15 protein-coding genes are annotated in these 23754 nt (G+C 60.0%); 3 read left to right on the forward strand and 12 right to left on the reverse strand.

All coding sequences use genetic code 11. The annotated features are described in order from the left end of the window. Window positions 1–136: 136 nt before the first annotated feature. A complete protein-coding gene (odc2, locus tag ASB65_RS16305) occupies window positions 137–1270 on the reverse strand; it encodes an ornithine/lysine decarboxylase (RefSeq protein ID WP_003506594.1) in 1134 nt (377 codons plus the stop codon). A 537-nt stretch (window positions 1271–1807) separates the two neighbouring features. On the opposite strand from odc2, the gene ASB65_RS16310 reads away from it, so the two are divergent. After that, window positions 1808–2701, forward strand: coding sequence for a LysR family transcriptional regulator (locus ASB65_RS16310; protein WP_003506591.1), 894 nt, complete (start codon window positions 1808–1810; stop codon window positions 2699–2701). Window positions 2702–2757: 56 nt separating this feature from the next. Here the strand turns inward: ASB65_RS16310 and ASB65_RS16315 are convergent, their stop codons facing one another. The 9 genes from ASB65_RS16315 to ASB65_RS16355 form a co-directional block, all read right to left on the reverse strand. Then, the gene (locus ASB65_RS16315) at window positions 2758–3711 is read right to left on the reverse strand and encodes a substrate-binding domain-containing protein (RefSeq protein WP_020011756.1); all 954 of its coding nucleotides are present in this window, start codon (window positions 3709–3711) and stop codon (window positions 2758–2760) included. Window positions 3712–3783: 72 nt separating this feature from the next. Beyond that, a complete protein-coding gene (locus tag ASB65_RS16320) occupies window positions 3784–4785 on the reverse strand; it encodes an ABC transporter permease (protein WP_003506587.1) in 1002 nt (333 codons plus the stop codon). A gap of 49 nt (window positions 4786–4834) precedes the next feature. Further along, the gene (locus tag ASB65_RS16325) at window positions 4835–6358 is read right to left on the reverse strand and encodes a sugar ABC transporter ATP-binding protein (RefSeq protein WP_020810940.1); all 1524 of its coding nucleotides are present in this window, start codon (window positions 6356–6358) and stop codon (window positions 4835–4837) included. A gap of 201 nt (window positions 6359–6559) precedes the next feature. Continuing rightward, a complete protein-coding gene (locus tag ASB65_RS16330) occupies window positions 6560–7183 on the reverse strand; it encodes a TetR family transcriptional regulator (RefSeq protein WP_031234023.1) in 624 nt (207 codons plus the stop codon). Window positions 7184–7301: 118 nt separating this feature from the next. After that, window positions 7302–10436 carry an efflux RND transporter permease subunit gene (locus ASB65_RS16335; protein WP_060724695.1) on the reverse strand — a complete coding sequence of 1045 codons (3135 nt, stop codon included), beginning with the start codon at window positions 10434–10436 and terminating at the stop codon, window positions 7302–7304. Window positions 10437–10447: 11 nt separating this feature from the next. Further along, window positions 10448–11638, reverse strand: coding sequence for an efflux RND transporter periplasmic adaptor subunit (locus tag ASB65_RS16340; RefSeq protein WP_081088443.1), 1191 nt, complete (start codon window positions 11636–11638; stop codon window positions 10448–10450). Between the two features lie 276 nt (window positions 11639–11914). Continuing rightward, complete coding sequence (locus ASB65_RS16345; protein WP_035213033.1) at window positions 11915–13417, reverse strand: sensor domain-containing diguanylate cyclase; 1503 nt, start codon at window positions 13415–13417, stop codon at window positions 11915–11917. 168 nt (window positions 13418–13585) lie between these two features. After that, window positions 13586–14410, reverse strand: coding sequence for a bifunctional allantoicase/(S)-ureidoglycine aminohydrolase (locus ASB65_RS16350; RefSeq protein ID WP_035213010.1), 825 nt, complete (start codon window positions 14408–14410; stop codon window positions 13586–13588). Window positions 14411–14501: 91 nt separating this feature from the next. Then, window positions 14502–15548, reverse strand: a complete 1047-nt coding sequence (locus ASB65_RS16355; RefSeq protein WP_060724697.1) for a class I SAM-dependent methyltransferase — start codon at window positions 15546–15548, stop codon at window positions 14502–14504. 316 nt (window positions 15549–15864) lie between these two features. Here ASB65_RS16355 and ASB65_RS16360 point away from each other — a divergent pair, with 316 nt between their 5' ends. After that, the gene (locus tag ASB65_RS16360) at window positions 15865–17859 is read left to right on the forward strand and encodes a putative bifunctional diguanylate cyclase/phosphodiesterase (RefSeq protein WP_003506574.1); all 1995 of its coding nucleotides are present in this window, start codon (window positions 15865–15867) and stop codon (window positions 17857–17859) included. 33 nt (window positions 17860–17892) lie between these two features. On the opposite strand, the gene ASB65_RS16365 is transcribed toward ASB65_RS16360, so the two are convergent. Both ASB65_RS16365 and ASB65_RS16370 read right to left on the reverse strand, forming a co-directional pair. Beyond that, the gene (locus ASB65_RS16365; protein WP_060724698.1) at window positions 17893–18969 is read right to left on the reverse strand and encodes an Ldh family oxidoreductase; all 1077 of its coding nucleotides are present in this window, start codon (window positions 18967–18969) and stop codon (window positions 17893–17895) included. A gap of 91 nt (window positions 18970–19060) precedes the next feature. Continuing rightward, window positions 19061–21766, reverse strand: a complete 2706-nt coding sequence (locus ASB65_RS16370) for a DNA translocase FtsK (RefSeq protein ID WP_060724699.1) — start codon at window positions 21764–21766, stop codon at window positions 19061–19063. Window positions 21767–22141: 375 nt separating this feature from the next. Between ASB65_RS16370 and ASB65_RS16375 the strand changes: the two genes are divergently transcribed. Beyond that, window positions 22142–23752 carry an ABC transporter substrate-binding protein gene (locus ASB65_RS16375; protein ID WP_060724700.1) on the forward strand — a complete coding sequence of 537 codons (1611 nt, stop codon included), beginning with the start codon at window positions 22142–22144 and terminating at the stop codon, window positions 23750–23752. The last annotated feature ends 2 nt before the right edge of the window (window positions 23753–23754 follow it).

Consider the following 23754-nt stretch of genomic DNA (forward strand, 5'->3'; position numbering starts at 1 on the left):
GCCGTTCCGGCCCGCCGACACGCTTTCCTCGGCTGGAAGAGGTGCAGCAAGCAGGGATTTGCGCATCAGCACAATCGGCAAAGCCGGAACGGAAGCTTGGTCGAGACGCCGCCCTGCTCAGCGGACGGCGTTCGGATCAGATGATGTAAGCCTTCAGCGGCTCGAAGCCATTGAAGGCAACGGCCGAATAGGTCGTCGTATAGGCGCCTGTGCCTTCGATCAGAACTTCGTCGCCGATGGTCAGCGAGACCGGCAGCGGGTACATGTTCTTTTCATACAGCACATCGGCGCTGTCGCAGGTCGGGCCGGCCAGAACGCAGGGCTCCATCTCGTCCTGATCGCGCTCGGTGCGGATCGGGTAACGGATAGCCTCATCCATCGTCTCGGCGAGACCGCCGAACTTGCCGATGTCGAGGAACACCCAGCGGTGGTTGTCGTTGTCGGACTTGCGCGACACGAGAACAACTTCCGCCTTGATGACGCCGGCATTGCCGACCATGCCGCGGCCCGGCTCGATGATCGTCTTCGGGATCTGGTTGCCGAAGTGCTTGCGCAGCGCCGTGTCGATCGCCTGGCCGTATTCTTCGGCAGCCGGAACATCGCGCAGGTACTTGGTCGGGAAACCACCACCCATGTTGACCATCTGCAGGTGGATGCCCTGCTTGGCAAGCGAAGCGAAGACGCGCTTGGCATCGGCCAGCGCCGCATCCCATGCGTCGAGATTCATCATCTGCGAACCGACGTGGAAGGATACGCCGTAGGATTCGAGGCCGAGCTGATGTGCATAGACCAGAACGTCGACAGCCATCTGCGGCACGCAGCCGAACTTGCGCGACAGCGGCCATTCGGCGCCTTCGCCATCCGTCAGCACGCGGCAGAACACGCGTGCGCCGGGAGCGGCACGGGCAACCTTCTCGACTTCCTCGTGGCTATCAACGGCGAAGAGATCGATGCCGAGCGCATGCGCGCGTGCAACATCGCGTTCCTTCTTGATGGTGTTGCCGAAGGAGATACGGTCGGAAGTCGCACCCGCATCAAGCGCCATCTGGATTTCAGCCACGGAGGCGCAATCGAAGTTGGAGCCGAGCGAAGCGAGCAGCTTCAGGATTTCGGGAGCCGGGTTTGCCTTGACGGCGTAATAAATGGCGCTGTTCGGCAGGGAGTGCCGGAAAGCGTTGAAATTGTCGCGCACGACGTCGAGATCAACCACGAGGCAAGGGCCTTCGGGACGTCGGGTCTTGATGAAGTCGAGAATGCGTGCAGTCGTCATCGATATATTCCCTGTTAAACCGACTTCGGAAAAATCCGAAGGACAAAGGACGCTCGAGATATGCATACGAATCAGCCGGTGGAGGCGCAGACTCGATAGCATACGCTCAAGGCGCGAATGTGAACGACGCCCTGCCAGAGCATCATTCGGCTTTGTCTGCCATCGATTGGAGGGAATGACCCGACCGCACTTCAGGCAATGATGGTGTGCCTCTTCAGTACCCCGGCTGATGGAAAGCCGGCAGAGAACCAGAAAGGCCCGCACCGTCGTTGCTTCATATGTCCTCGCATTTCCCGGTTGGCCGGAATAGCGACTGGAGGGGTTAGTTCCAGGTACCTTACCTAAATCCTCACCACATCGAGGACTCGGCGGACACACATGGGCACGTGCGACTTTGGGCAGCACGGGAGATAAGAATATTCGCAGTCATAATCAAGAGGAATTTTTCACCAAAGAGCGGATTTTTTCAGCAGTGAATTAAGGGTTGAACAGTGACTTGCGCACGTTCAATTATATGGAACGAACCGGAGGATTTTCATGGACACGCTGACCCGCATCCGCGCCTTTATCGATGTTGTCGAAGCTGAGGGGTTTTCCGCCGCGGCGCGCAAGACCGGGCGCTCCAAGGCGCTTCTGTCCAAATATGTGCGGGAGCTGGAAGATGATCTCGGCGCACTGCTCCTCAACCGCACCACCCGGCAGTTTTCGCTGACGGAAGCCGGACATACCTATTACCGCACCGCTTCCGATATTCTGAAGGAGATCGATAACCTCGCCGATCTGGTGCGTGAAAAGAATGCCGATCTGAAGGGCAAGCTCAAAATTTCCGTTCCCCGCACCTTCATCGATGCCGATGTCGGCCAGAGCCTGATCGATTTTGCCAAGGAAAATCCGGAACTGTCGCTGGAAATCGTCGCGGAAGACCGATTCGTCGACCTGATCGAGGAAGGTTTCGATCTCGCGGTTCGAATCACCCGGCTCGAAGATTCGGGCCTCATCGCCCGCAAGCTTTCCGATTTCCGGGTCTATGCGGTGGCGACGGCGGATTTCGTGGCGCAACACGGGCCGCTAGACGGCCCGCAGGATTTCTCCCGCGTGCCTTTCATCATCGACACCAATACGCGTTTTCATAATACAGTGCGGTATCTGGAGCCGGATGGCGGCTCGAATTCGGTCACCATCAGCGGGCCGATCGAGGTCAACAGCCCGCAGGCGACGTTGCGCGCGGCGCGCGCCGGTCTCGGCATCGCCTTGGTGCCGGATTTCATCGCCAGACCCTACATCCAGTCCGGTGAGCTGGTGACGCTGTTCGACGATTATATTTCCAAGGACAGAGGCATTTATGCGGTCTATCCGCATCGCCGCTACCTGCCCGCCAAGGTGCGGAGCTTTGTCGATTATCTCTCGGCGTGGTTCAGGAAGAACGGGTAACCCATCAAATGAAACGCCCGCCTTGCGGCGGGCGTCGGTGTTGGCTGAAAGTCAGATCAGAACGGCGAATCCGGGAAGTAGAACTGCTCGGCATTGTCCTTGGTGATCAGTGTCGCATCGAGGATATACTCACCCGCAACCGGGACCTGATCGTAGAAATGCCCTGCCGTCAGCTGCATGGCTGTCGCCACCATTGCCGGCGGATAGAGCACGTCGACCGGCACCAGCTTGTCGCCGTCCATGACCTTCTTGATCATGTCCTTGGAACCGGCGCCCGCAACGATATACTTGATGTCGGTACGTTTCGCCTGCTGGATAGCCTCCAGCACGCCGATTGCCATGTCGTCATCCTGACACCAGACCACGTCGATCTTCTTGTACTTGGTCAGATAGTCCTGCATCACGCGGAAGGCGTCGTCGCGGTTCCAGTTGCCATATTGCCGGTCGAGAACCTTGACGCTGGAACCGGCAATACCCTTGTCGAAACCATCCTGGCGCTGCTGGTCGATCGGGATCGGCAGGCCGCGAATGACCACGACTTCGGCATCCGGCGTCGTCTTCTTGATGTATTCGCCCGCCACCTGGCCAAGCGCGGGGTTGTTGCCGGCAACGTAGAGATCGCGGATCGAATTGTCGTTGACGCTCGGCGCGCGGTCGACGAGCGCGACGAAGGTGCCCTTGTCCTTGATCTCCTTGATGGCGTTGACGAGCGGATCCGGATCGGACGGCAGCACGACAAGCGCATCGAGCCCCTGCACGGCAAGGTCCTGAAGCGCATTCGCCTGATTGGCGGCATCCGGCGACGTCTTGACGATGATGTTGAGCCCCGGATGCTCCTGCATCAGCAGCTTCGCCACACGCTCGGCATGATAGACGACGCCTGCCGTCCAGCCATGGTCGGCCGCCGGAATGGACACGCCGATGGTGACCTTCTTGTCCTGTGCGTGTACTGAACCCGCAAGCACCGTGGCCAGCGCGGCAAAGGCCACGCCGATGAATTTACTACGCATAGTCTCTTTCCTCCCAAGACCGGGGCGTTCCTCCTTCAACCGCGCCTGCCCCACATGGCGCGGCGTGATACGTCACCTGCGGCTGAGCGAGCGCTGCACCAGCATGGCGATGATGATGATCGCGCCCTGAATGGCGCCGATCAGATATTCGCTGACGAAGTTCGACAGGATCATGATGTTGCCGACGATCTCCAGAATGAAGGCGCCGCAGATCGTACCCCAGATGCGCCCTACCCCGCCTCTCAGCGCCGTGCCGCCGACGACGACGGCGGTGATCGCCTGCAGCTCCCACAACATGCCTGTCGTGGCCGAGGTGGAGGCAAGACGCGGCACATAAAGCAGCACCGCAACGGCGACGCAGAGCCCCTGCACCACATAAGCGATGGTGCGGACCCGTGCGACCGAAATGCCGGAGTAACGCGCCACATCCTCACTGGAGCCGACGGCCGTGAGATGCCGGCCATAGCGGGTGCGATAGAGCACGAAGGCGGCTATTGCGGCGGTGACGAAGATGACGATGACAGGCACCGGCACACCAAAGACATTACCGAAATAGACCGGGCGATAAAGCGTCTGGATTTCCGGGTTGCGCAGCGTGATCGCGCCGCCCTGCGACAGCCACGTGGTCAAGCCGCGATAAATGCCCATGGTGCCGAGCGTGGCGATGAAAGGTTCGATGCGGCCGATGGTAGTGATGAGGCCGTTTGTCAGCCCGCAGGCAGCGCCGATGGCGAGCGCCAGCGCCATGGCGGTAAGCAGCATCAAAAGCGGACTGGCGATGACACCGCTATTCATGAACAGGATCATCAGGCTGGCGACAAATGCGACCATGGCGCCGACCGATAGATCAAGCCCGCCTGACGTGATGACATAGGTGGCCCCGAGCGCGATGATGGCGATGAAGGCGCTGCGGGTGACGACATTCAACAGATTGTCGATGCCGATGAAATTGGGATTGGCGATGGTGCCGAGAACCAGCAGCAGGGCCAGCGCCACGAAAGGCGCAACCGCTCGCAGGTCCCAGTCCTTCGAGGTCTTCGGCGTTTTGCCGTTATCAAATGCGGCCTCAGTCATGTTTTCCCTCAGTTTCTTTATCAGGCCATATTTCCCGCGACACGGGCGCTCAGGCAGGTTCCTGCGTATGAACGCCCGTCGCCAGCGCCACGATGTCGTTTTCAGTCATGCGCTCACCGGTCACCTCACCGACGATCCGGCCCGAACGCATCACAAGAATACGATCGCAGATGCCGATCAGCTCCGGCATTTCCGAGGAAACGACGATGATCGAGCGCCCCTCATCCGCGAGCTTGGCGATAAAGCGGTAGATTTGCTCCTTGGTGCCGATGTCGATGCCCCGTGTCGGTTCGTCGATGATGACGATGGAGGGATCGAGGAGCATCATCTTGGCAAGCAGCAGCTTCTGCTGGTTGCCGCCGGAGAGCTGGCCCGCAAGCAAATCCTTGCGGCCAGTGCGAATATCGAAGTCGCGCACCGCATCATCGAGCGCCGCCGTTTCGCGCCGCGTGTCGATCTGGAACATCCGGCTGAATTTCTTGAGCGAGGCCAGTGTCAGGTTGATCCGCAGATCCTTGCCAAGCAGCAGCCCCTTGCCCTTGCGGTCCTCGCTCAGATAAACGATGCCGGCCTTCAGGCTGTCTTCCGCCTTTGCGAAATGCACCGGCCTGCCGTGATGCCGCACGGTTCCCCGCCCGGCGCGCAGGCCGAGTATTCCTTCCATGAGTTCCGTTCTGCCGGCGCCAACGAGACCGGCAAAACCGAGAATTTCGCCCCTGCGCAGGCTGAAACCGGCATCCTGAGCATACCCCGGAACGGTAAAATGCTCCACCTGCAGAACCGGCTCGTGTTCGCCGCCGGCGGCGCGGTCCGGATAAAGCTTGGCTACGTCGCGCCCCACCATGAGCCGCGCCATATCGGCAGGCTCCAGCGCCGATGCCGGATGGGAGGCGATCAGCTTGCCGTCACGCAGAACCGTCACCCGGTCGGCAATCTCCTTCACTTCCGGCAGACGATGCGAAATGTAAAGCACGGCCACGCCCTTTGCCCGGATGTCCCTGATGACATTCAGCAGTGCATCCGTTTCGATGGGCGTAAGGCTCGCCGTCGGCTCATCGAAAATGACCACGCGATGCGGCACGAGCAGAACGCGGGCGATCTGCACCAGCTGCCGCTGGGCAATCGACAGGCTGCCGACAATGGCGTCCGGATCGATCGTACCGCCAAGATCGGCGATCGCCTTGCGGGCGCCGGCGCGCATGGCGCGGTCGTCCACCATGGCGCCCCTGCGTACTTCGCGGCCGAGATAGATGTTCTGCGCCACCGTCAAATCGGGCGCCAGCAATATTTCCTGATGCACGAGAACAATGCCGCGATGTTCAGCATCCACGGGGCCGCTCAGCGCCACGGCTTCGCCATCGATGCGGATTTCCCCGCCCGACGGCTTTTCATTGCCGGCCAGAAGCTTCATCAGCGTCGACTTGCCGGCACCGTTCTCGCCTATGATCGCGTGGACCTCACCGGCACGCACCGCGATCTCGATATCCTTCAGAACCTGTACCGGCCCGAAAGACTTCGACAGCCCAACCGTCCGGATAAGGGCATGGTCTGGAGATTCGTCAGCAAAAGCCATGTGCCGTCACCGGTGTCCCGCAGGAACGGACGGCGCTTGCCCCTTAATTTTCTTTGAAATGACCATCTACGAACTCCTCCCAAAGCTCGAAGAAGAAGCTAGCGTCCGTTTTGAGGTACGTAAAGCAATTTTCGCTGGTGTTTTAGAATACACTCAAATTTGACCGTATGAACCGCAAGCCAGAAGGTCGTGAAAGTCCTGTCAGGATGCGGAGGAGCGCTGGAAACCCTTCATCAGACGGTGCACGGCTTCGGCGCCCTCCTTGGCCAGATCGAAACGCTTGCCGAACAGCAGCCAGTCGGAGCACATGCCTTTCAGCAGCCAGTAGAGCGCGTCGAGCGCAGAGTCCGCCGTCCAGTTGTCGTTGAATGCACCTTCCGCCTGCGCCCGCGCGAAAGCGCCCTCGAGCCGATCCTTGTGATACCGGTCTAGTTCCTCCTGCGCGTGCAGCACCGGGGCGAACTCATCCGAGTAATTGGTGCGCAGGCTGATGGTCATGATGCGCTGGCGTTGCTCATCTTTTGAAAGAAGCGTCAGCCACTTGCAGGCCGCTTCCTCGATCTTGGCCAGCAGAGCCAGCCCCTTGAGGTCGGGGTCGCCGAAATCGAGCAGATCCGATTCCGGCAGGGACACCGATTGATAGAGGCCGATAAAGAGATCGCTCTTGCTGGAAAAATGCCAGTAGATCGCTCCGCGCGTGACGCCGGCGGCAGCCGCCACCTCATCGAGAGAGCTGTTGGCAACACCCTTTTTGAAGAACACCCGCTCGGCAGCGGCAAGGATCGCCTGACGCGTCTCTTCTGCCTCGGCCTTGGTTCGGCGCATGCTCATGTCTCCTTCCAATCGCGGCACGGCGCTTTCGCACCGTGCCTTCTTTGCAGTGCCGGGCTGTCAATCAGATGAACGCATTCACATGACTTTTGGCCCGGCCTTCACACACGTTTTATTCCGCCGGCGATAGGGCGTCAGCAGCAATCTCTTTCTCCTTCTTCCGATCCCCGAAAATCTTCATGACAAAGACGAAGAAGACGGGGACGAAGAAGATCGCGAGGATCGTCGCCGAGATCATGCCACCCAGAACGCCGGTGCCGATGGCATTCTGGCTCGCCGCACTCGCACCGGAGGCGATCGCCATTGGCAGCACGCCGAGCGAGAAGGCAAGCGACGTCATCAGGATCGGCCGGAAGCGCAAGTGCGCCGCCTCCACCGTCGCATCATAGGTGGATTTTCCTTCCGCCCGCAAATCCTTCGCGAATTCGATGATCAGGATCGCGTTCTTTGCGGACAGGCCGATGATGGCGACGAGGCCCACCAGGAAGTAGACGTCGTTCGGCATGCCGCGCAGCATGACAGCCGCCACCGAGCCGATGACGCCAAGCGGCACCACCAGCATGACGGAGAGCGGAATGGACCAGCTTTCGTAAAGTGCTGCGAGCAGCAGGAAGACGAAGAGAACGCTGAGCCCGATCAATGCCGGCGCCTGCGAACCGGACTGGATTTCCTGCAGCGACTGACCGGTCCATTCGAAACCGAAACCAGCAGGCAATTCGCTCGCCAGACGCTCCATTTCGGCAATGGCGTCACCGGACGAATAGCCCGGTGCGGACTGGCCGCCGATACGAACAGCCGGATAGCCGTTATAACCGACCACCTGCGAGGGACCGCGCACCCATTCCACCGTGGCAAACGAACTCACCGGCACCATTCCGCCATTGGCATTGCGGACGTTGAGGTTCAGGAGATCCTCCGTCTTCATGCGCTGGCCCTGCTCCGCCTGCACCGTCACGCGCTGCATGCGGCCGGCATTGGGGAAGTCATTGACGTAGGACGAGCCCATATTGGCCGAGATGGTGGCGTTGATATCGCTGAAGGTGACGCCGAACGTATTGGCTTTCTCACGGTCGATGATCAGGTTGACCTGTGCCGCATCCGGCATACCTTCAATGCGAAGGCCGGCAAGGATGGGGCTCTGACGGGCAGCGGCCATCAGTTGCGCACCGGCAGCGCTGAGCGCAGCCTGTCCCGCACCCGCGCGATCCTGCAGGCGGAAGGTGAAGCCGCTGGAATTGCCGAGGCCCTGGATTGGCGGCGGCGACAGCGCGAAGGACATGGCGTCCGGAAGACCCCACAGCTTGGCATTGACGCGCGCCGATATGGCGGCGGCGGAATCATTCGGTCCGCGTTCGCTCCAGTCCTTCAAGGTGGCGAAGGCCAGACCGGCATTCTGGCCGGAGCCGGAGAAGGAGAAACCCGAAACCGCAATCACACGATCCACCGCCGGCTCTTCCATGAAGATCTTTTCGATCTGCTGGATGGATTGCAGCGTACGATCACTGCTGGCTTCCGCCGGTGCCTGAATGTCAACAATCAGGTAGCCCTGATCTTCGTTCGGAAGGAACGAGCTCGGCAGTTGCATATACGCCCAGCCGAGGCCGACCAGCAACGCCGCATAGATGACCATGAAGCGTCCGGAACGCTTGATGATGCTGCCGACGGACGAGGAATATTTGTGCGAGGCCTTGTCGAAGCCGCGGTTGAACCAGCCGAAGAAGCCTTTCTTCTCATGGTGCCCGGCCTTGATGGGCTTCAGGAACGACGCGCAGAGCGCCGGCGTGAGCGACAGGGCGAGGAAGCCAGAGAACAGGATCGACACCACCATGGTCAGGCTGAACTGCTGGTAGATGATGCCGACGGCGCCCGGGAAGAAGGCCATGGGCACGAACACGGCTGTCAGCACCAGCGTGATGCCGATGATCGCGCCGGAAATCTGGCCCATCGCCTTGCGGGTGGCCTCCTTGGGCGACAGATGCTCTTCCGCCATGATGCGCTCGACATTCTCAACGACGACAATCGCGTCATCCACCAGAATGCCGATGGCGAGAACCATGGCGAACATGGTCAGAACGTTGATAGAGAAACCCGAGACATACATGATGGCGCAGGTGCCGAGCAGCGCCACGGGCACCACCAGTGTCGGAATGATCGTGTAGCGGATATTCTGCAGGAAAACGAACATCACCACGAAGACGAGGATGATGGCCTCGAGCAGCGTGTGAATGACCTTCTCGATCGAAATCTTGACGAAGGGGCTGGTGTCATAGGGAATTTCGTATTCCAGACCCGGCGGGAAATACCGCGACAGCTCCTCCATCGTGGCGCGAACGCCCTCGGAGGTCTGCAGCGCATTGCCGGTGGGCGAAAGCTGCACGCCAATGGCGGCGCTTGGCTTGCCGTTCAGGCGGCTCGAGAAGTTATAGCTTTCACCGCCCACTTCCACACGCGCGACATCGCGCAGCCGGACGGATGAGCCGTCCGGATTGGCACGCAGCACGATGGAGCCGAACTCTTCCGGCGAGGTGAGCTGACCCTGCACGTTGACGGTTGCGGAAATCTGCTGGCCGATGGGATTTGGCGATGCGCCGATGCGGCCAGCGGCAACCTGCGAGTTCTGCGCCTGGATGGCGCCGATGACGTCGTTCGAGGTCAGGCTGAGGCCCAGCATCTTGTCCGGGTCCATCCAGATACGCATGGAGCGCTGGGTGGCGAATAATTGCGCGCTGCCGACGCCGGGAACGCGGCGCAACTCACCCAGAACGTTGCGGCTGAGATAATCACCTAGACCGATGGCATCCGTGTTGCCGTCGACGGAGGTGAGCGCCACCATCATCAGGAACGACGTGCCCGCCTGCTCCACACGCAGGCCCTGCTGCGTGACTGCCTGCGGAAGGCGGGGTTCAACGCGCGCAATGCGGTTTTGAACCTCCACCTGGGCTTCACCAATATTGGAGCCCGGCGCAAAGGTGACGTTGATGGAAATGCGACCCGAGGATTCCGACGTCGATTCGAAGTAGATCAGGCCGGGAACCCCGTTCAGCTCTTCTTCGATGGGACGCGTGACGCTCTGGTAAATATCCTCCGGCGATGCGCCCGGATAGGTGGTCGAGACGGAGATCTGCGGCGGGGCGACATTCGGATATTGCGCAATCGGCAGCATGGGAATGGCAAGCAGGCCCGCCAGCATGATGAAGATGGCGACGACCCAGGCAAAAATGGGCCGATCGATGAAAAAACGTGCCATAAAATCGGTCCTTATTGCTTCGCAGCGGGAGCCGCGCTCTCACTGCCGGCGGCAGTGGCGACATCGGCCTCATCAGACCACGGTTCCGGCTTCACCTTCGCGCCCGGAGCGGTCTTCTGGAAACCTTCGGCCACGACGCGGTCGCCATCCTTCAGGCCCTCGGAAATTCCCCCGCGATCGCCGACGGCGCGGCCAACGCTGACGCGACGCTGCTCGACCGTGTCTTCGGCATTAACGACAAGCACACTGGCCTGACCGCCGGCATCGCGCTGAACCGCCTGCTGCGGCACGGCGAAGGCGGCTTTCTGGATGCCCTGCTGGATCTGCACGCGCACATACATGCCCGGCAGCAGATCGCCGTTCGGGTTCGGGAATTCACCGCGCAGCGTCACCTGACCGGTGGTTTCATCCACCGCGGCTTCAGAAAACAGCAGGCGGCCCGGAACGGGGTAGCGGCTGCCGTCATCGAACAGCAGGTTGACTTCGGCTTCGTTCGGGCCGGTCATCAGCTTGCCATCCTGCAGGGCCTTGCGCAGCCGGATGAGATCGGCGGCCGGCTGGGTGAAGTCGGCATAGATCGGATCAAGCTGCTGGATCGTCGCCAGATTTTCCGAGCCGGTGGCGCTGACGAGTGCGCCTTCGGTAATACGTGCGCGACCAATCCGGCCGCCGATCGGGGCTTTGACATCGGCATATTGCAGATTGAGCTTCGCTTCCGCGACGCCGGCTTCGGCCACGGCTACCTCGGCATCGGCCTGCGCCAGCTGGGCAATGGCATTGTCGAATTCCTGCTGGGAACCAACATTGGACCGGCGCAGCTGCTGCTGCCTGTCGGCGGTCTGCCGCGCCTGAAGCTGCGCGGCCTGCGCCCGGCGCAACGTGCCTTCGGCGCTGTCGACACGCACCTGAAACGGCGCGGGATCGATCCGGTAGAGAACATCGCCTTCCTGCACCAGCGAGCCCTGTTCGAACACCCGCTCCACGATGATGCCGGAGACACGCGGACGCACTTCGGCAAGCCGCGTCGGCGCAATGCGCCCGGGCAATTCGTTGGTAATGGGAAGCTCTTCCTGCTTCACCGTCACGATCTTCACGGCACCGGGCGGCGGCGCGCCGGGCGCTGAGGCCTGCTCATCGCTACATCCGACCAAAACGATGCCTGTCAACAACACCGCCGCGATCTGCCTCAATCTCTTCGCCATACTGCGCTCCGAATCCATAAAAAAGGTCACATTTACATACATACTAAGACGTATGTAAAATTTGGCAATGAAATTGTTGCAGTGCAAAAGCTGTCTCACGCGCTTGTGAAGGCGTGAGACGGCTTGGAAACGGGAATGGCTATTGCAGAAATCGGGAAGGAGGACCGCCCTTGCGGGAAGCGCCTGTGGCGGCAGTGAACCTGCGCGTGGCCATATCGCCAGAGCATCAAACGGAAATGGCGCAAACGGGACGGCAATGTGCCGTTTCCCGCCCGCTTAGAACAGACGCTTCAGCGAGGTGGCTTCCGGCGGACCGTTCTTCGTCGTGTCGCTATTATCGGCGGATCTGTTGCGCAGGGCCGCATAATAGGCGTTCTTCTGCTCGTACATATTCATATCGGCGCGGCGCACCAGCGATTCCATCGTCTCGCCGGCCTCGCTGGTCGCCACACCCAGCGACAGGCTGAGCGGCGCGCTGGAATAGAACTGGTTGTTGATCTTCAGCAACTCATAAACGGTTTCGACCATGGCGGCGGCAACCTGCTTGTCGGCGCCGGGAAGAAGGATGGCGAATTCGTCACCGCCGATGCGCGCGGCATGGTTCGGCGCGGTCACGACGCCGTTCAGCACCTCTCCCATGCGCCGCAACAAAGCGTCACCGGCATCGTGCCCCAGCTTGTCATTGGCGTCCTTCAGGCCATTGAGATCGATAACGATCGCAGAAACCGGCCTGAGCGCGCTGCGCTCCAGCCTGTTCAACTCATCCGAATAGAAGGCGCGGTTGTGCAGCTTGGTCAGCACATCGTGCTTGCCGAGATATTCGAGATAGGCTTCAGCCTTCTTGCGCGCGGTAATGTCCGTCAACGCCACCTGCACCAGCGACCAGTCGTGCTCATGGCCCGGAAAAACGGAAAAATGCAGGAGAACGTGCCGCTCCGAACCGTCAAGCGCATAATTCACCACCTCGCGATGGTGGTTGAGATTGCCGTTCCAAAGCTCCATCAGCTGTTCGCGGAACGGCTTTTCCATCTCGCCGCGGAAAATATCGCCAAGCCGCTGCAACAGAACCTGCCGGTCCGGCGCGCAGAACAGGTCGAGCGTCGCGCGGTTGACGTCGATGACGCGAATTTCGCTCATGCATTGCCGCACGAATTCGGGATGAACATCCATGAACACGCGGAAATCGATGATGCCGCGCTCCCTGACCTCCTCGATCAATCGCCGCACCCGGCTGAAATCTTCCACCCACAGGGAAACGGGCGAATGTTTGAACATGCCTTCGGCGTAACGGCGGTTGAGACGCTCCTTGCGGCGGGCCTCCTCCCGCTCCGTCACATCCTCGGTGGTCAAAAGCAGCCGCCCGAGTGTTTCTTCGTGGCCGGGGATGACCGCACCGCGCAACTGAATATCCAGCCGCTTGCCGCCGATTGAATAATTGACCGCGTTGCTGGTGAATTCCGTCTTGCCCGCCCAGAGTTCGGAAAGCTCGTTCACATGGCTTTCCAGCATGTCGTCACGAAAAATCCGGTGCAGATTGTCAACGAGATGCGCCTGATCACGCGCCTCGAACAGCTCCAGCGTCCTGACGTTGACCTTGATCACACGGATTTTCTGGGAGCAGGCCGCAACCCTTGATAAATCTTCGAGAAGAAACGTCCTGATATCCTCGACGCCCTGCGACCGCCAGATATCGAACTGGCTTTTCACGTCGCTGAAATCTTCTATCCACATCGCCACGGGCGCGAGGTTGAAGATGTTGGTATCGATCGTCTCACTCATGCGGGCATTCTTCTTGAGGTAAATGCGGATGAAGGCCGAAAGGGTGCGGGGCGGCAATGGCCGCCCGCATCACCGGATTTATTAGAGATATTCGATTTAACGCAAGCATTTATCGCGCAAACCTTCGGATTGCGCGATAATTCCCGGGTTCTGTGACTATGATGCCCGTTACCAGAGCTTCACGTGCCGGTTCACATCCTTGTAGAGCAGGTAACGAAAGCGGCCCGGTCCACCCGCATAACAGGCCTGCGGGCAATAGGCGCGCAGCCACATGAAGTCACCCGCCTGCACTTCCACCCAATCCTCGTTCAGCCGGTAGACGGCCTTGCCTTCCAGCACATAAAGGCCGTGTTCCATCACATGGGTTTCCATGAAGGGAATGGTCGCGCCCGGCTCGAAGGTGACGATGTTGAGGTGCATGTCGTAACGTACATCCTCCGGATCGATGAAACGGGTCGTTGCCCATTTGCCGTCCGTGTCGGGCATGGGCGAGAGAGTGTTTTCATCTTCATGCGTGAAGATCACCGGCGGCGGCTCCAGACCCTCGACCGCCTGAAACGCCTTGCGGACCCAGTGGAACTTGACAGGCGCCTTGCCCGAATTGCGAAGCTGCCAGCGGGAGCCGGCAGGCAGGAAGGCAAAGGAACCCTCTCGCAGGCCATGCTGCACGCCTTCGAACTCCACGGTCATTTCGCCGTCAACGACGAAGATCGCCGCCTCGGCCCGTGCGTCCGGTTCCGGCCGGTCGCTGCCGCCGCCGGGCTGCACCTCAACGATATATTGCGCGAAAGTTTCGGAAAAACCCGTCATCGGCCGGGCGATGATCCAGGCCCGGGTGCCGGTCCAGTGCGGCAGCACACTTGTCACGATATCGGACATGACGGTTTTGGGGATGACCGCATAAGCGGTCTTGAACACCGCCTTGCTCGACAGAAGTTCCGTCTGTCCCGGCAAACCGCCCATATCCGAATAATATCTCTTCATTTCAGCCATTCCATCCTGCAACGCATTCGGCGCGGATTCTTAGGCCCGCGACGAGGTTTAAGCAAATAGTTATTGGCAAGCAGAGACTGGCCGAAGGATGTCACGCCTTCTTACGCATCGTTGCGTAAACGATATTGTGGTTCTCCCCGAAGAACACCTCCGCCTCGATGCTGGAAGGATCAGCGCTGGCATTGACGATCCGCCACATATCCGCCTTGGAGCGCAACAGCAGCGCCCAGTTCATGAAGGTCTCCATGTAACCGTCGACGACGATGTCTTCCGAGAAATTGGCGAAGAGGAACATGCCGCCGGGTTTCAGCATCTCCATGCAGCGCCGCGTGAGCTTGATCGCCACACGGTCGTTCAGATAATCGTAAAGACCGGCCGCATAGACTAGGTCGAAAGTGCCGAGTTCCTGCGTGCGCAGCACGATATCGCGCACGGAACCGTCGATCGCCTCGATGCAGCTACCGTTAAAATCCCGGGCGACGGAACCGACGCTCAAGGGATCCTGATCGAGCGCCACCCAGCGCTTGATCCCGCCCTCTTTCAACGCCATGGACGCATCCGCCTCGCGCAGATGGCCGGACGCGATGGTGAGGATTTCCGTCTCATTGCCGTGCCGGGCTGCAGCCTCGTCAACGAAGCGTGTCAGCAAATCGCGCCGCTCGCGCACGGCGACCGAGGAACTGGCATCCTTCGTATAATCGTAAAGGGCGGCACCTAGCGGCGTAGCCTTCTTCACCAGTTCGGCAACACTGTCGTGACCATAAATGAAATCGAGCAGCTGCGCATCGCCCGAATAACCCCGCGGCTTTTCGAAAGACCACCGCGTGAACGGGTCCTCCAGAAAATGGCTCGAAACGGGGTGTTTCTGTACCAGCGGAATCAGTTCAGCCCACACGCTGGAGTGGAGATTTTCCCGCAGGCCATGAAGTGCGCCCGCCGTTCTATGTATTATCTCACGCGCCGAAACACGATTGTCGAATTGCTGTTGTGCCAATTCGAGAATGAGCGCCACCTCTGCTTTCGCAACTGCGAACTGCTCATCGAATGTTTCCGTCCTGCGTGCAAAAATCTCTTTTGCGACAGTATCCGGGGTAATCAGACTTGCCCCGTCAAGATTTTTCTTCTTTACCCGCACCACTTCAGCCTCCAGTATTAACACATTGTTAACTATACGTTTCTGGGAGACGGAAGGCCACTCGCTTTCGATTTTTGTGCGGTGTAGGGATACATTAGTAGATTAGCGTATTTTTTTGGTCACACTCGTGAGTACGGGAGAAAGCAGATACGCGATTTAGTGAAACTTAATGTTGCGAACGTATGATGCGTTCTTCCTTTCCATGTTCTCGGCCCACATCGGCGGAGATCGACGGGAACCCGCACTGGGTGCGACAGCACACGGAAAAGTGGAATAAGCAGTTACTTAATAAAGTATACGCAACACTATGGGAAAGTGCATGAAGCACACATTGGGAGAGGTGAGTGGACAGCAAGACTATCGGCGGCCGGACTCCCGGTTTTCTGATGAACTTCTTGCCCTTTACCAGCAGGAAGGTGAGCGCAGCCGCCGTGGTTCAATCCGACGGGGCCTGTGGACCGCTGTTTTCATCTATCTGCTGTTTGCCGCAACCGACATCATTCTGATACCCGATGTCGCATCTTACACCATTCTCGCACGCTTTGCCGTCGTCATCTCATCGCTGCTGACGCTGGAAATTCAGCTGCGCAATGGCGCCAGCACTGCGGCGCTTGATCTTACCTGCGCTACCGCTCTCGTCATGGGCTATATCGGCTGGCTGCTGCCTTCGCTACTGACCGACAATACCGAAAACATGTCCTACTACATGGTTTTCGGGGCGATCTTCATGATGGGCGCCAATCTGTTTTTCACCTTCCGCTTTCATCTGTCGCTGGTGTCTTCGGGCATTATTCTTGTTACCTATTTTCTGGCGGCGACGCAGTTTCCCGAAGACTCGTTCTACAAATTCGCCTTCGGCACCTTCTACATTTCCTGCTTCGTCTTCACTTCCTACGTGAACTGGAACCTGAACCGGGAGCGCTACCACGTCTTTGTGAACGGGCTGGAGGCAAAGGCCCAACAGAAGGCCGCGGACGAACGTGGCCAGGCGCTGCTGCGCCTTTCCAATACCGACTCACTGACCGGTCTGCAGAACCGCCGCGCCATTGATCATCATCTGCGCCTTCTGTGGGACAATTGGATCAGGAAGGAAGAGGGCTTTGCCGTTTTTCTGATCGACGTCGACTTCTTCAAGAAATACAACGACCGTTACGGCCATCAGGAAGGCGACAAATGCTTGATGACCGTTGGCACCGCCCTGCAGGATGCCATCACCGAACACGGCGCCTCAATCGGCCGCTATGGCGGTGAGGAATTCATCGTGCTGGCGCCGTTCAAGTCCAAGCAGCAGGTTGGCGAACTTGCCGAGACGATACGCCACACCGTTGAAAACCTGTCGCTCGCCCATGACCAGCGCCGGGACGGCACCTTCATCGTCACTGTCAGCATCGGTGCGTCCTTCACCCGCCCCAATCCGGACGCCAAGCTGGAAAAGATCATCAATGAAGCCGACCGCGCGCTCTATATTGCGAAGGGCAACGGTCGCAACTGCATGAAGCTGTTCGATCCCGATGATCCGCAGACCAGCGACGAGACGGAGAACATTGCCGCCCTGCTGAAAATCGCCATCGCGGAAAATCTCGTTTCCCTCGTCTACCAGCCGATTCTCAACATCTCGACCAATGAGACCGCGGGGGTTGAAGCGCTGATGCGGCTTCGCCTGCTGGACGGGAACCCTGTTGCACCCGGTATTTTCATTCCGATTGCCGAGCGCACCGGCACGATCATGGAACTGGGCCTGTGGACCATCAAGACCGTCTGCAAACAGATACTGGCCGATGACAAGGTGGCTGTCGTCAGCGTCAACGTCTCGCCGATGCAATTGAAAAATCCGGGTTTTGCCACCTCGGTCGCGGCCATTCTCGTGGAGGCCGGCATTGCCGGCAACAGGCTCGCCTTCGAAATCACTGAAGGCGTCGACATGGAAATGCATTCTGACGTGCTGCGGTGTCTGAACGACCTGAAGACGCTCGGCATCAATATCTGGCTGGATGATTTCGGAACGGGTTTTGCCGGCCTTTCGTGGCTGCGCATGACGGATTTCGATACCGTCAAGATTGACCGCTCCTTCCTGCATGACAGCAAGACCCCGCGTGGCCGGGCAATGCTGCAGGACATGATCCGCCTCATCCGCAACCGCGGCCACAGAATCCTGATCGAAGGCGTGGAGACTGAGGAACAGCTAAGGCTGGTGCGGCAGATGGAGATCGATTACGCGCAGGGTTACTATATCGGTCGCCCCGTCGTCGCCGAAAGGCTGGGCCCGGCCGCCACCGCCTATCCGCACCCGAACATGCTGCTGCGCCCCGCCTGACTCTGGGCTGAAGGCGGAAAGCCGCAGGCAGATTTAATGATAGGCGGGCGGGCTAACCGAGAATCTTGCCGCGAGCTCCGAGAACGCCTCCCGCGTGACGGGATCGACAGGAGCCCCTTCCCTCTCCCGTTTTGCGGCCACCGCCCACTCCCGGTCACCCGGCGCCATGACCTTGCAGTCTTCCCGCACGGGAGATTCCCTCAGGACCTCGAGATAACGTTTCATGCCCTCATCGAACGCCTCCCGCTCCAGGAAGGCTTCCGGCTTCAGCGCCAGAACGAAGGCCCCAAGCCCGCGCGGCGTGGCAAAATCCGGCCCGCCCATGGGAGCGATATCAAAGCTGAGTTTCATGCCTGTCAGCACAGCGCTGAAAATCTCCACCATTCCCGCAAGTGCCGCACCCTTGAACCCGAACTCGCCGCCGACCGGGGCAAGCATTTCAACGGCATGCGGATCGCGCGTATCGACGCCGTCTCCATCAGAGGCAACGCCTTGCGGCAGCTGCTGGCCGAGGCTCCGGTAAAGCAGAACGCGATTATAGGGCACCGCGCTGGTGGCCATGTCCAGCAGCCAGGGCATGTCATCCGCTGCCGGCACGCCTACGGCGATAGGGTTGGTGCCGTGGAAGCGCATGGCGCCATCATGCAGGCGCACGAAACTGTCCGAATTGCAGAAGGCGAGGCCGATATAACCCCGCCGCGCCGCTTCCAGCGCATAAGCACCTGCCGGGCCGAAATGTGAGGAATTCCTGATCGCCACCGCGCCGATGCCGAATTTTTCCGCAAGCGCCATGGCGCTGTCCATGGCCGCATAGGTGGCGCGGGCGCCATGGGCGTGGTCGGCGTCGATCGTTTCCACTGCGCCGAAGCCGGAAACACGGGCGATCTGCGGCCGCCGATTGAGACGCCCGCCTTCAAGCGCGGTGATATAATGGGCAAGCAGGCGAACACCATGGCTGTCCACACCGAGCCTCGTGCCATGCATCATGGCGCGCGTCGCCGCATCGGCCGTTTCGTCGTCGGTGCCAGCGGCAAGGAAAACGGCGCGGCAAAACCGCTCCAGCTCATCCAGCCTCGCCAGGACGGTGGCTTTTTCATTGCTGTGCGCCATGAGGGAATCCTCCCAATTCCAGAATCCATGCCGCACAAGCTATTCACGGGGCGCGTTTTTGCAATCGAATATCGCACGCCCGAAGGCTCAATCAGTCCTCCGCCCCCATGGCATCATAGGAAGAGCGTTCGCCGGCGATGATCGCGCGTTTGCCGACATGGTTGGCAGGCCCGACAATGCCTTCCTGCTCCATGCGCTCGACGAGCGAAGCGGCGCGGTTATAGCCCACGGACAGGCGGCGCTGGATATAGGATGTGGAGCACTTCTTGTCGCGCATCACCACCTTGACGGCCTTTTCATAGAGATCATCGCTGTCGTCCTCACCCATGGCGGACTTGTCGAAAACAGCGGTTTCCTCTTCCACCTCTTCGTCGGTTTCGTCGGCGTCTTCGGTAACGGTGCCGAGATATTCCGGACGTCCCTGCGTCTTCAGATGCGCGACCACCTTTTCCACTTCCTCGTCCGAAACGAAGGGGCCGTGGACACGCGCGATGCGGCCGCCGCCCATCATGTGCAGCATATCGCCCTGGCCGAGCAGATGCTCCGCGCCCTGTTCGCCAAGGATGGTGCGGCTGTCGATCTTCGACGTCACCTGGAAAGAGATGCGGGTCGGGAAATTCGCCTTGATCGTGCCGGTGATGACATCAACCGACGGACGCTGTGTGGCCATGATGAGATGGATGCCGGCGGCGCGCGCCATCTGCGCCAGGCGCTGGATCGCACCTTCGATTTCCTTGCCCGCGACCATCATCAGGTCGGCCATCTCGTCGACGATGACGACAATATAAGGCATGGCCGTGAGGTCCATTTCCTCCTGCTCGTAGACCGCCTCGCCGGTGGCGCGGTCAAAGCCGGTCTGCACGTTGCAGAACACGGTCTCGCCCTTGGCGCGGGCAGCAGCGGCCCTTGCATTATAACCGTCGATATTGCGCACGCCGAGACGCGACATCTTGCGATAGCGATCTTCCATTTCGCGCACGGCCCATTTCAGTGCCATGACTGCTTTTTTCGGATCGGTGACGACAGGGGTCAGAAGATGCGGGATGCCGTCGTAGACGGAAAGCTCGAGCATCTTGGGATCGACCATGATCAGGCGGCACTCTTCCGGCTTCAGACGATAGAGCAGCGACAGGATCATGGTGTTGATGGCAACCGACTTGCCCGAGCCGGTGGTGCCGGCGACCAGAAGGTGCGGCATCTTCGCCAGCTCGGCGATGACAGGTTCGCCGCCGATGGTCTTGCCGAGGCAAAGCGCGAGCTTCTGGCGGGTCTCGGCGTAATCCGTCGCTTCGATCAGTTCGCGCAGATAAACCGTCTCACGCACGGGGTTCGGCAGTTCGATGCCGATGACATTGCGGCCGGGCACGACAGCGACACGCGCCGAAAGCGCCGACATGGAGCGGGCGATATCATCCGAGAGGCCGATGACGCGCGAGGACTTGACGCCAGGGGCGGGTTCGAACTCATACAGCGTGACGACCGGGCCGGGGCGGACATCGATGATCTCGCCCTTGATGCCGAAATCCTCCAGCACGCTTTCGAGAAGCCCGGCGCTCTGCTCCAGCGCTTCCGGCGTCATGGTCGTGGTCTGCTGGACGCGGGCTTCCTGCAGAAGATCGATGGAGGGGTATTCATATTCGCCGTCCGCAAAGACCGGCGCTTCCCGGAACATCGGCTGCGAGGCCTGGATGGGCGCGCGCGGCGTGAAGCGCGGCTCGGCCGCAATTTTCTCCACCGGCTGAACCTGCTCCACAGGTCTCTGCGTCTCGACCACCATCGGCGCCTCCACGACGGGCTGCGGCGCGATCTCCTGTTCCACGACCTGAATGGGGGCCGGGATGGCGGAATGATGCACACCGATTTCGCGGTAAAGCCTGATCGCGGAACCGCCGGGCACGGTGACAACAGGAGGCTCGGACGAAAGTACGATCGCAGCGGCGGCGGGCGATGCAAAGGCGACCGGCGCGACGACAGCAGATGCCGTGACCGAATTTGCAAGAACGGCACGCGCGGACGCAGAGACGCCCTCGCCGACACTGCCCGGCAGATCAAGCGTCATCACTTCCCAGAACAGCTCATCCGGCAGATGGGCGGCGAAAGCCGGAATGACGGCCTGCGGTGCGGTGGCCTGAACTGCACCGACAGCGGGCTCGACGGATTGCGGCTGAACCGGCGAGAATATCTGCTGCGCAGGCGCTTCTGCGGCTACGGAGATCTCCGTCTGAACCGGCATCCGGGCAGCGGCAGCCGCCTCTTCCGCCTGCTTGCGGGCAAGCTCCAGCCGCAATTTATAGGTCAGCGCCCTGGCACCCCGGGCATCCGGCGGCTGCGGCAGGAACGGCATGCGCGGCGGCATCATGCGCTGCTCCGCCGGCTTTACGTCCGGTTGAGAGACAGGAGCAACCTCCTGCTGCACAACCTGTTGCTGCTCCACCGTTTCCGGCTCCACTACTTCAGGCGGAGCGACAGCCGGGACTTCCTCCTCCGGAATATTGGGAGTCTCGACCGGCATGCGCCGCGCAAACGCGCTTTCCGGCGTGCGAGTGAAACGGACATTCGGGCCGAGCACAAAAGCATTCTGCCAGCCGGGCATCTCCGCGCGGCCTTCGATGGCGTCGGCTGCGCTGACATCGGCATTCGGCTTGGGTGCCGCGCCGGCCTTCATCGCCGCCGTCTGTTGACCGGCAACCGACTGGCCGCCGGCATGACGAGCCTTCTCGCTCCCCTCCCCTACGCTATTGGACGAATTCTGGAATCTGGATCGGGAGAAGCTCATGGCAGCGTGCACACTCATCATAAACGTACATATTTCGGTCTCCCTGAAATAAAAAATAAAGGTTAATTACCCCTTTCCAAACGAGGTCACCGAGGCAGATTTTCACTCCGTGCACAGGCGGTGCACCGCACACGTGACTGAGGGCGCGGCATTCCAACCATCTAATTTTATTGCGTTATATCAAATTTTCAGGGCGTCACCGAAGGCAAGAAGGTAAGGTGAGAAAAGCGCATTATCGCCGGAAAGCATATTGTTTCCGCAAAGGCCCGCGCAACGTAAAATCATTGCTGTAAAGCCCGCGAATTAACGTGGACACTGCCGAGGTTGCAGTCTTAAGATCGGCCGGCCGCGGACCAAGCGGAAAGGCCCGCCCAGCCCTCATTTCCGGAGTGAATCATGTCGCCTGTCCACCTGTCCCGTCGCTCGCTTCTCAAGACCTCGCTTCTTCTTGCCGCAACCACGGGGCTTGCGGGCATCGCCGCTGCACAGCAGGCGACGCCCGGCGGACGGCTGATCGTCGCGGCCGATTCGGAGCCGAAAAACCTCAATCCGGCGATCGTCGCCTCAAACGGCGTGTTTTATATTGCCAGCAAGATCATCGAGCCATTGGCCGAGGCCTCCTTTAACGGCAAGGACGGCCTGGAACCGCGCCTCGCAACCGAATGGGCGGGATCGGATGACGGGTTAAGCGCCACCTTCAAGCTGCGCGAGGGCGTGACCTGGCACGATGGCAAACCCTTTACCTCCGCAGACGTGGCCTTTTCGGCGCTCTCCGTCTGGAAACCGTTGCAGAATCTCGGACGGCTGGTCTTTGCCAATCTCGAGAAGGTGGACACGCCGGATGACCACACGGCGATCTTCCGCTTCTCCAAGCCAACGCCGTTCCAGCTCATCCGTAACGCGCTGCCGGTCGTTACCAGCGTCGTGCCGAAACATCTTTATGAGGGCACCGATATCGCCACCAACCCGGCCAATACCAAGCCGGTCGGCACCGGGCCTTTCGTTTTTGCGGAATACAAGCCCGGCGAATATTATCGCCTGACCCGCAATCCCAATTATTGGGGCAAGAACCAGCCGCAGCTCGATGAGATCATCTATCGCGTTCTGCCAGACCGGGCGGGCGCCGCGTCTGCGCTCGAAGCAGAGGAAATCCAGCTCGCCGCCTTTTCCGCCGTGCCGCTGGCAGATCTCGACCGTATCTCGAAGGTGGCAGGCATCAAGGTCATAGCCGATGGTTACGAGGCGCTGACGTATCAGCTGGTGGTCGAAATCAACCATCGCCGCAAGGAACTCGCCGATCTCAAGGTCAGACAGGCCATCGCCCACGCCATCGACAAAAAATTCGTCATCGACAAGGTCTTCCTCGGTTACGCCACGGCATCCACAGGCCCGGTGCCGAAAAACGCGCCGGAATTTTATACCGACGATGTCGAGACCTATGATTTCGATGTGGCCAAGGCCAATTCCCTGTTGGACGAGGCGGGTTATGCGCGCGGCGCGAACGGAACACGTTTCTCACTGAAACTTCTTCCGGCACCCTATTTCAATGAAACCAGACAGTTCGGTTCCTATCTTCGTCAGGCGCTACAGGAAGTCGGCATTGATGCCGAGCTGGTCAATAATGATTCAGCCGCCCACCAGAAGGCCGTCTACACCGATCATGCCTTCGATCTCGCCATCGCGCCGCCGGTCTTCCGCGGTGATCCGGCGATTTCCACCACCATTCTCGTGCGTTCCGGCATTCCGGCGGGCGTCGGTTTCTCCAACCAGGGCGGTTACGAGAACAAGACGCTGGACGAACTGATCGACAAGGCGGCGGTAACGGTGGACACGGCGGCACGCACGGCGCTTTACAAGGATTTCCAGAAGCAGGTCACCGCCGATCTGCCGCTGATCAACGTCGCCGAATGGGGTTTCATCACGGTGGCACGCGATACGGTCAAACATGTCGCCAGCAATCCCCGCTGGGCCGTTTCCAACTGGGCGGATACGACCGTCGACACCTGAGG

This window comes from Agrobacterium tumefaciens str. B6, from assembly GCF_001541315.1.
Taxonomy (GTDB): Bacteria; Pseudomonadota; Alphaproteobacteria; order Rhizobiales; family Rhizobiaceae; genus Agrobacterium; species Agrobacterium radiobacter.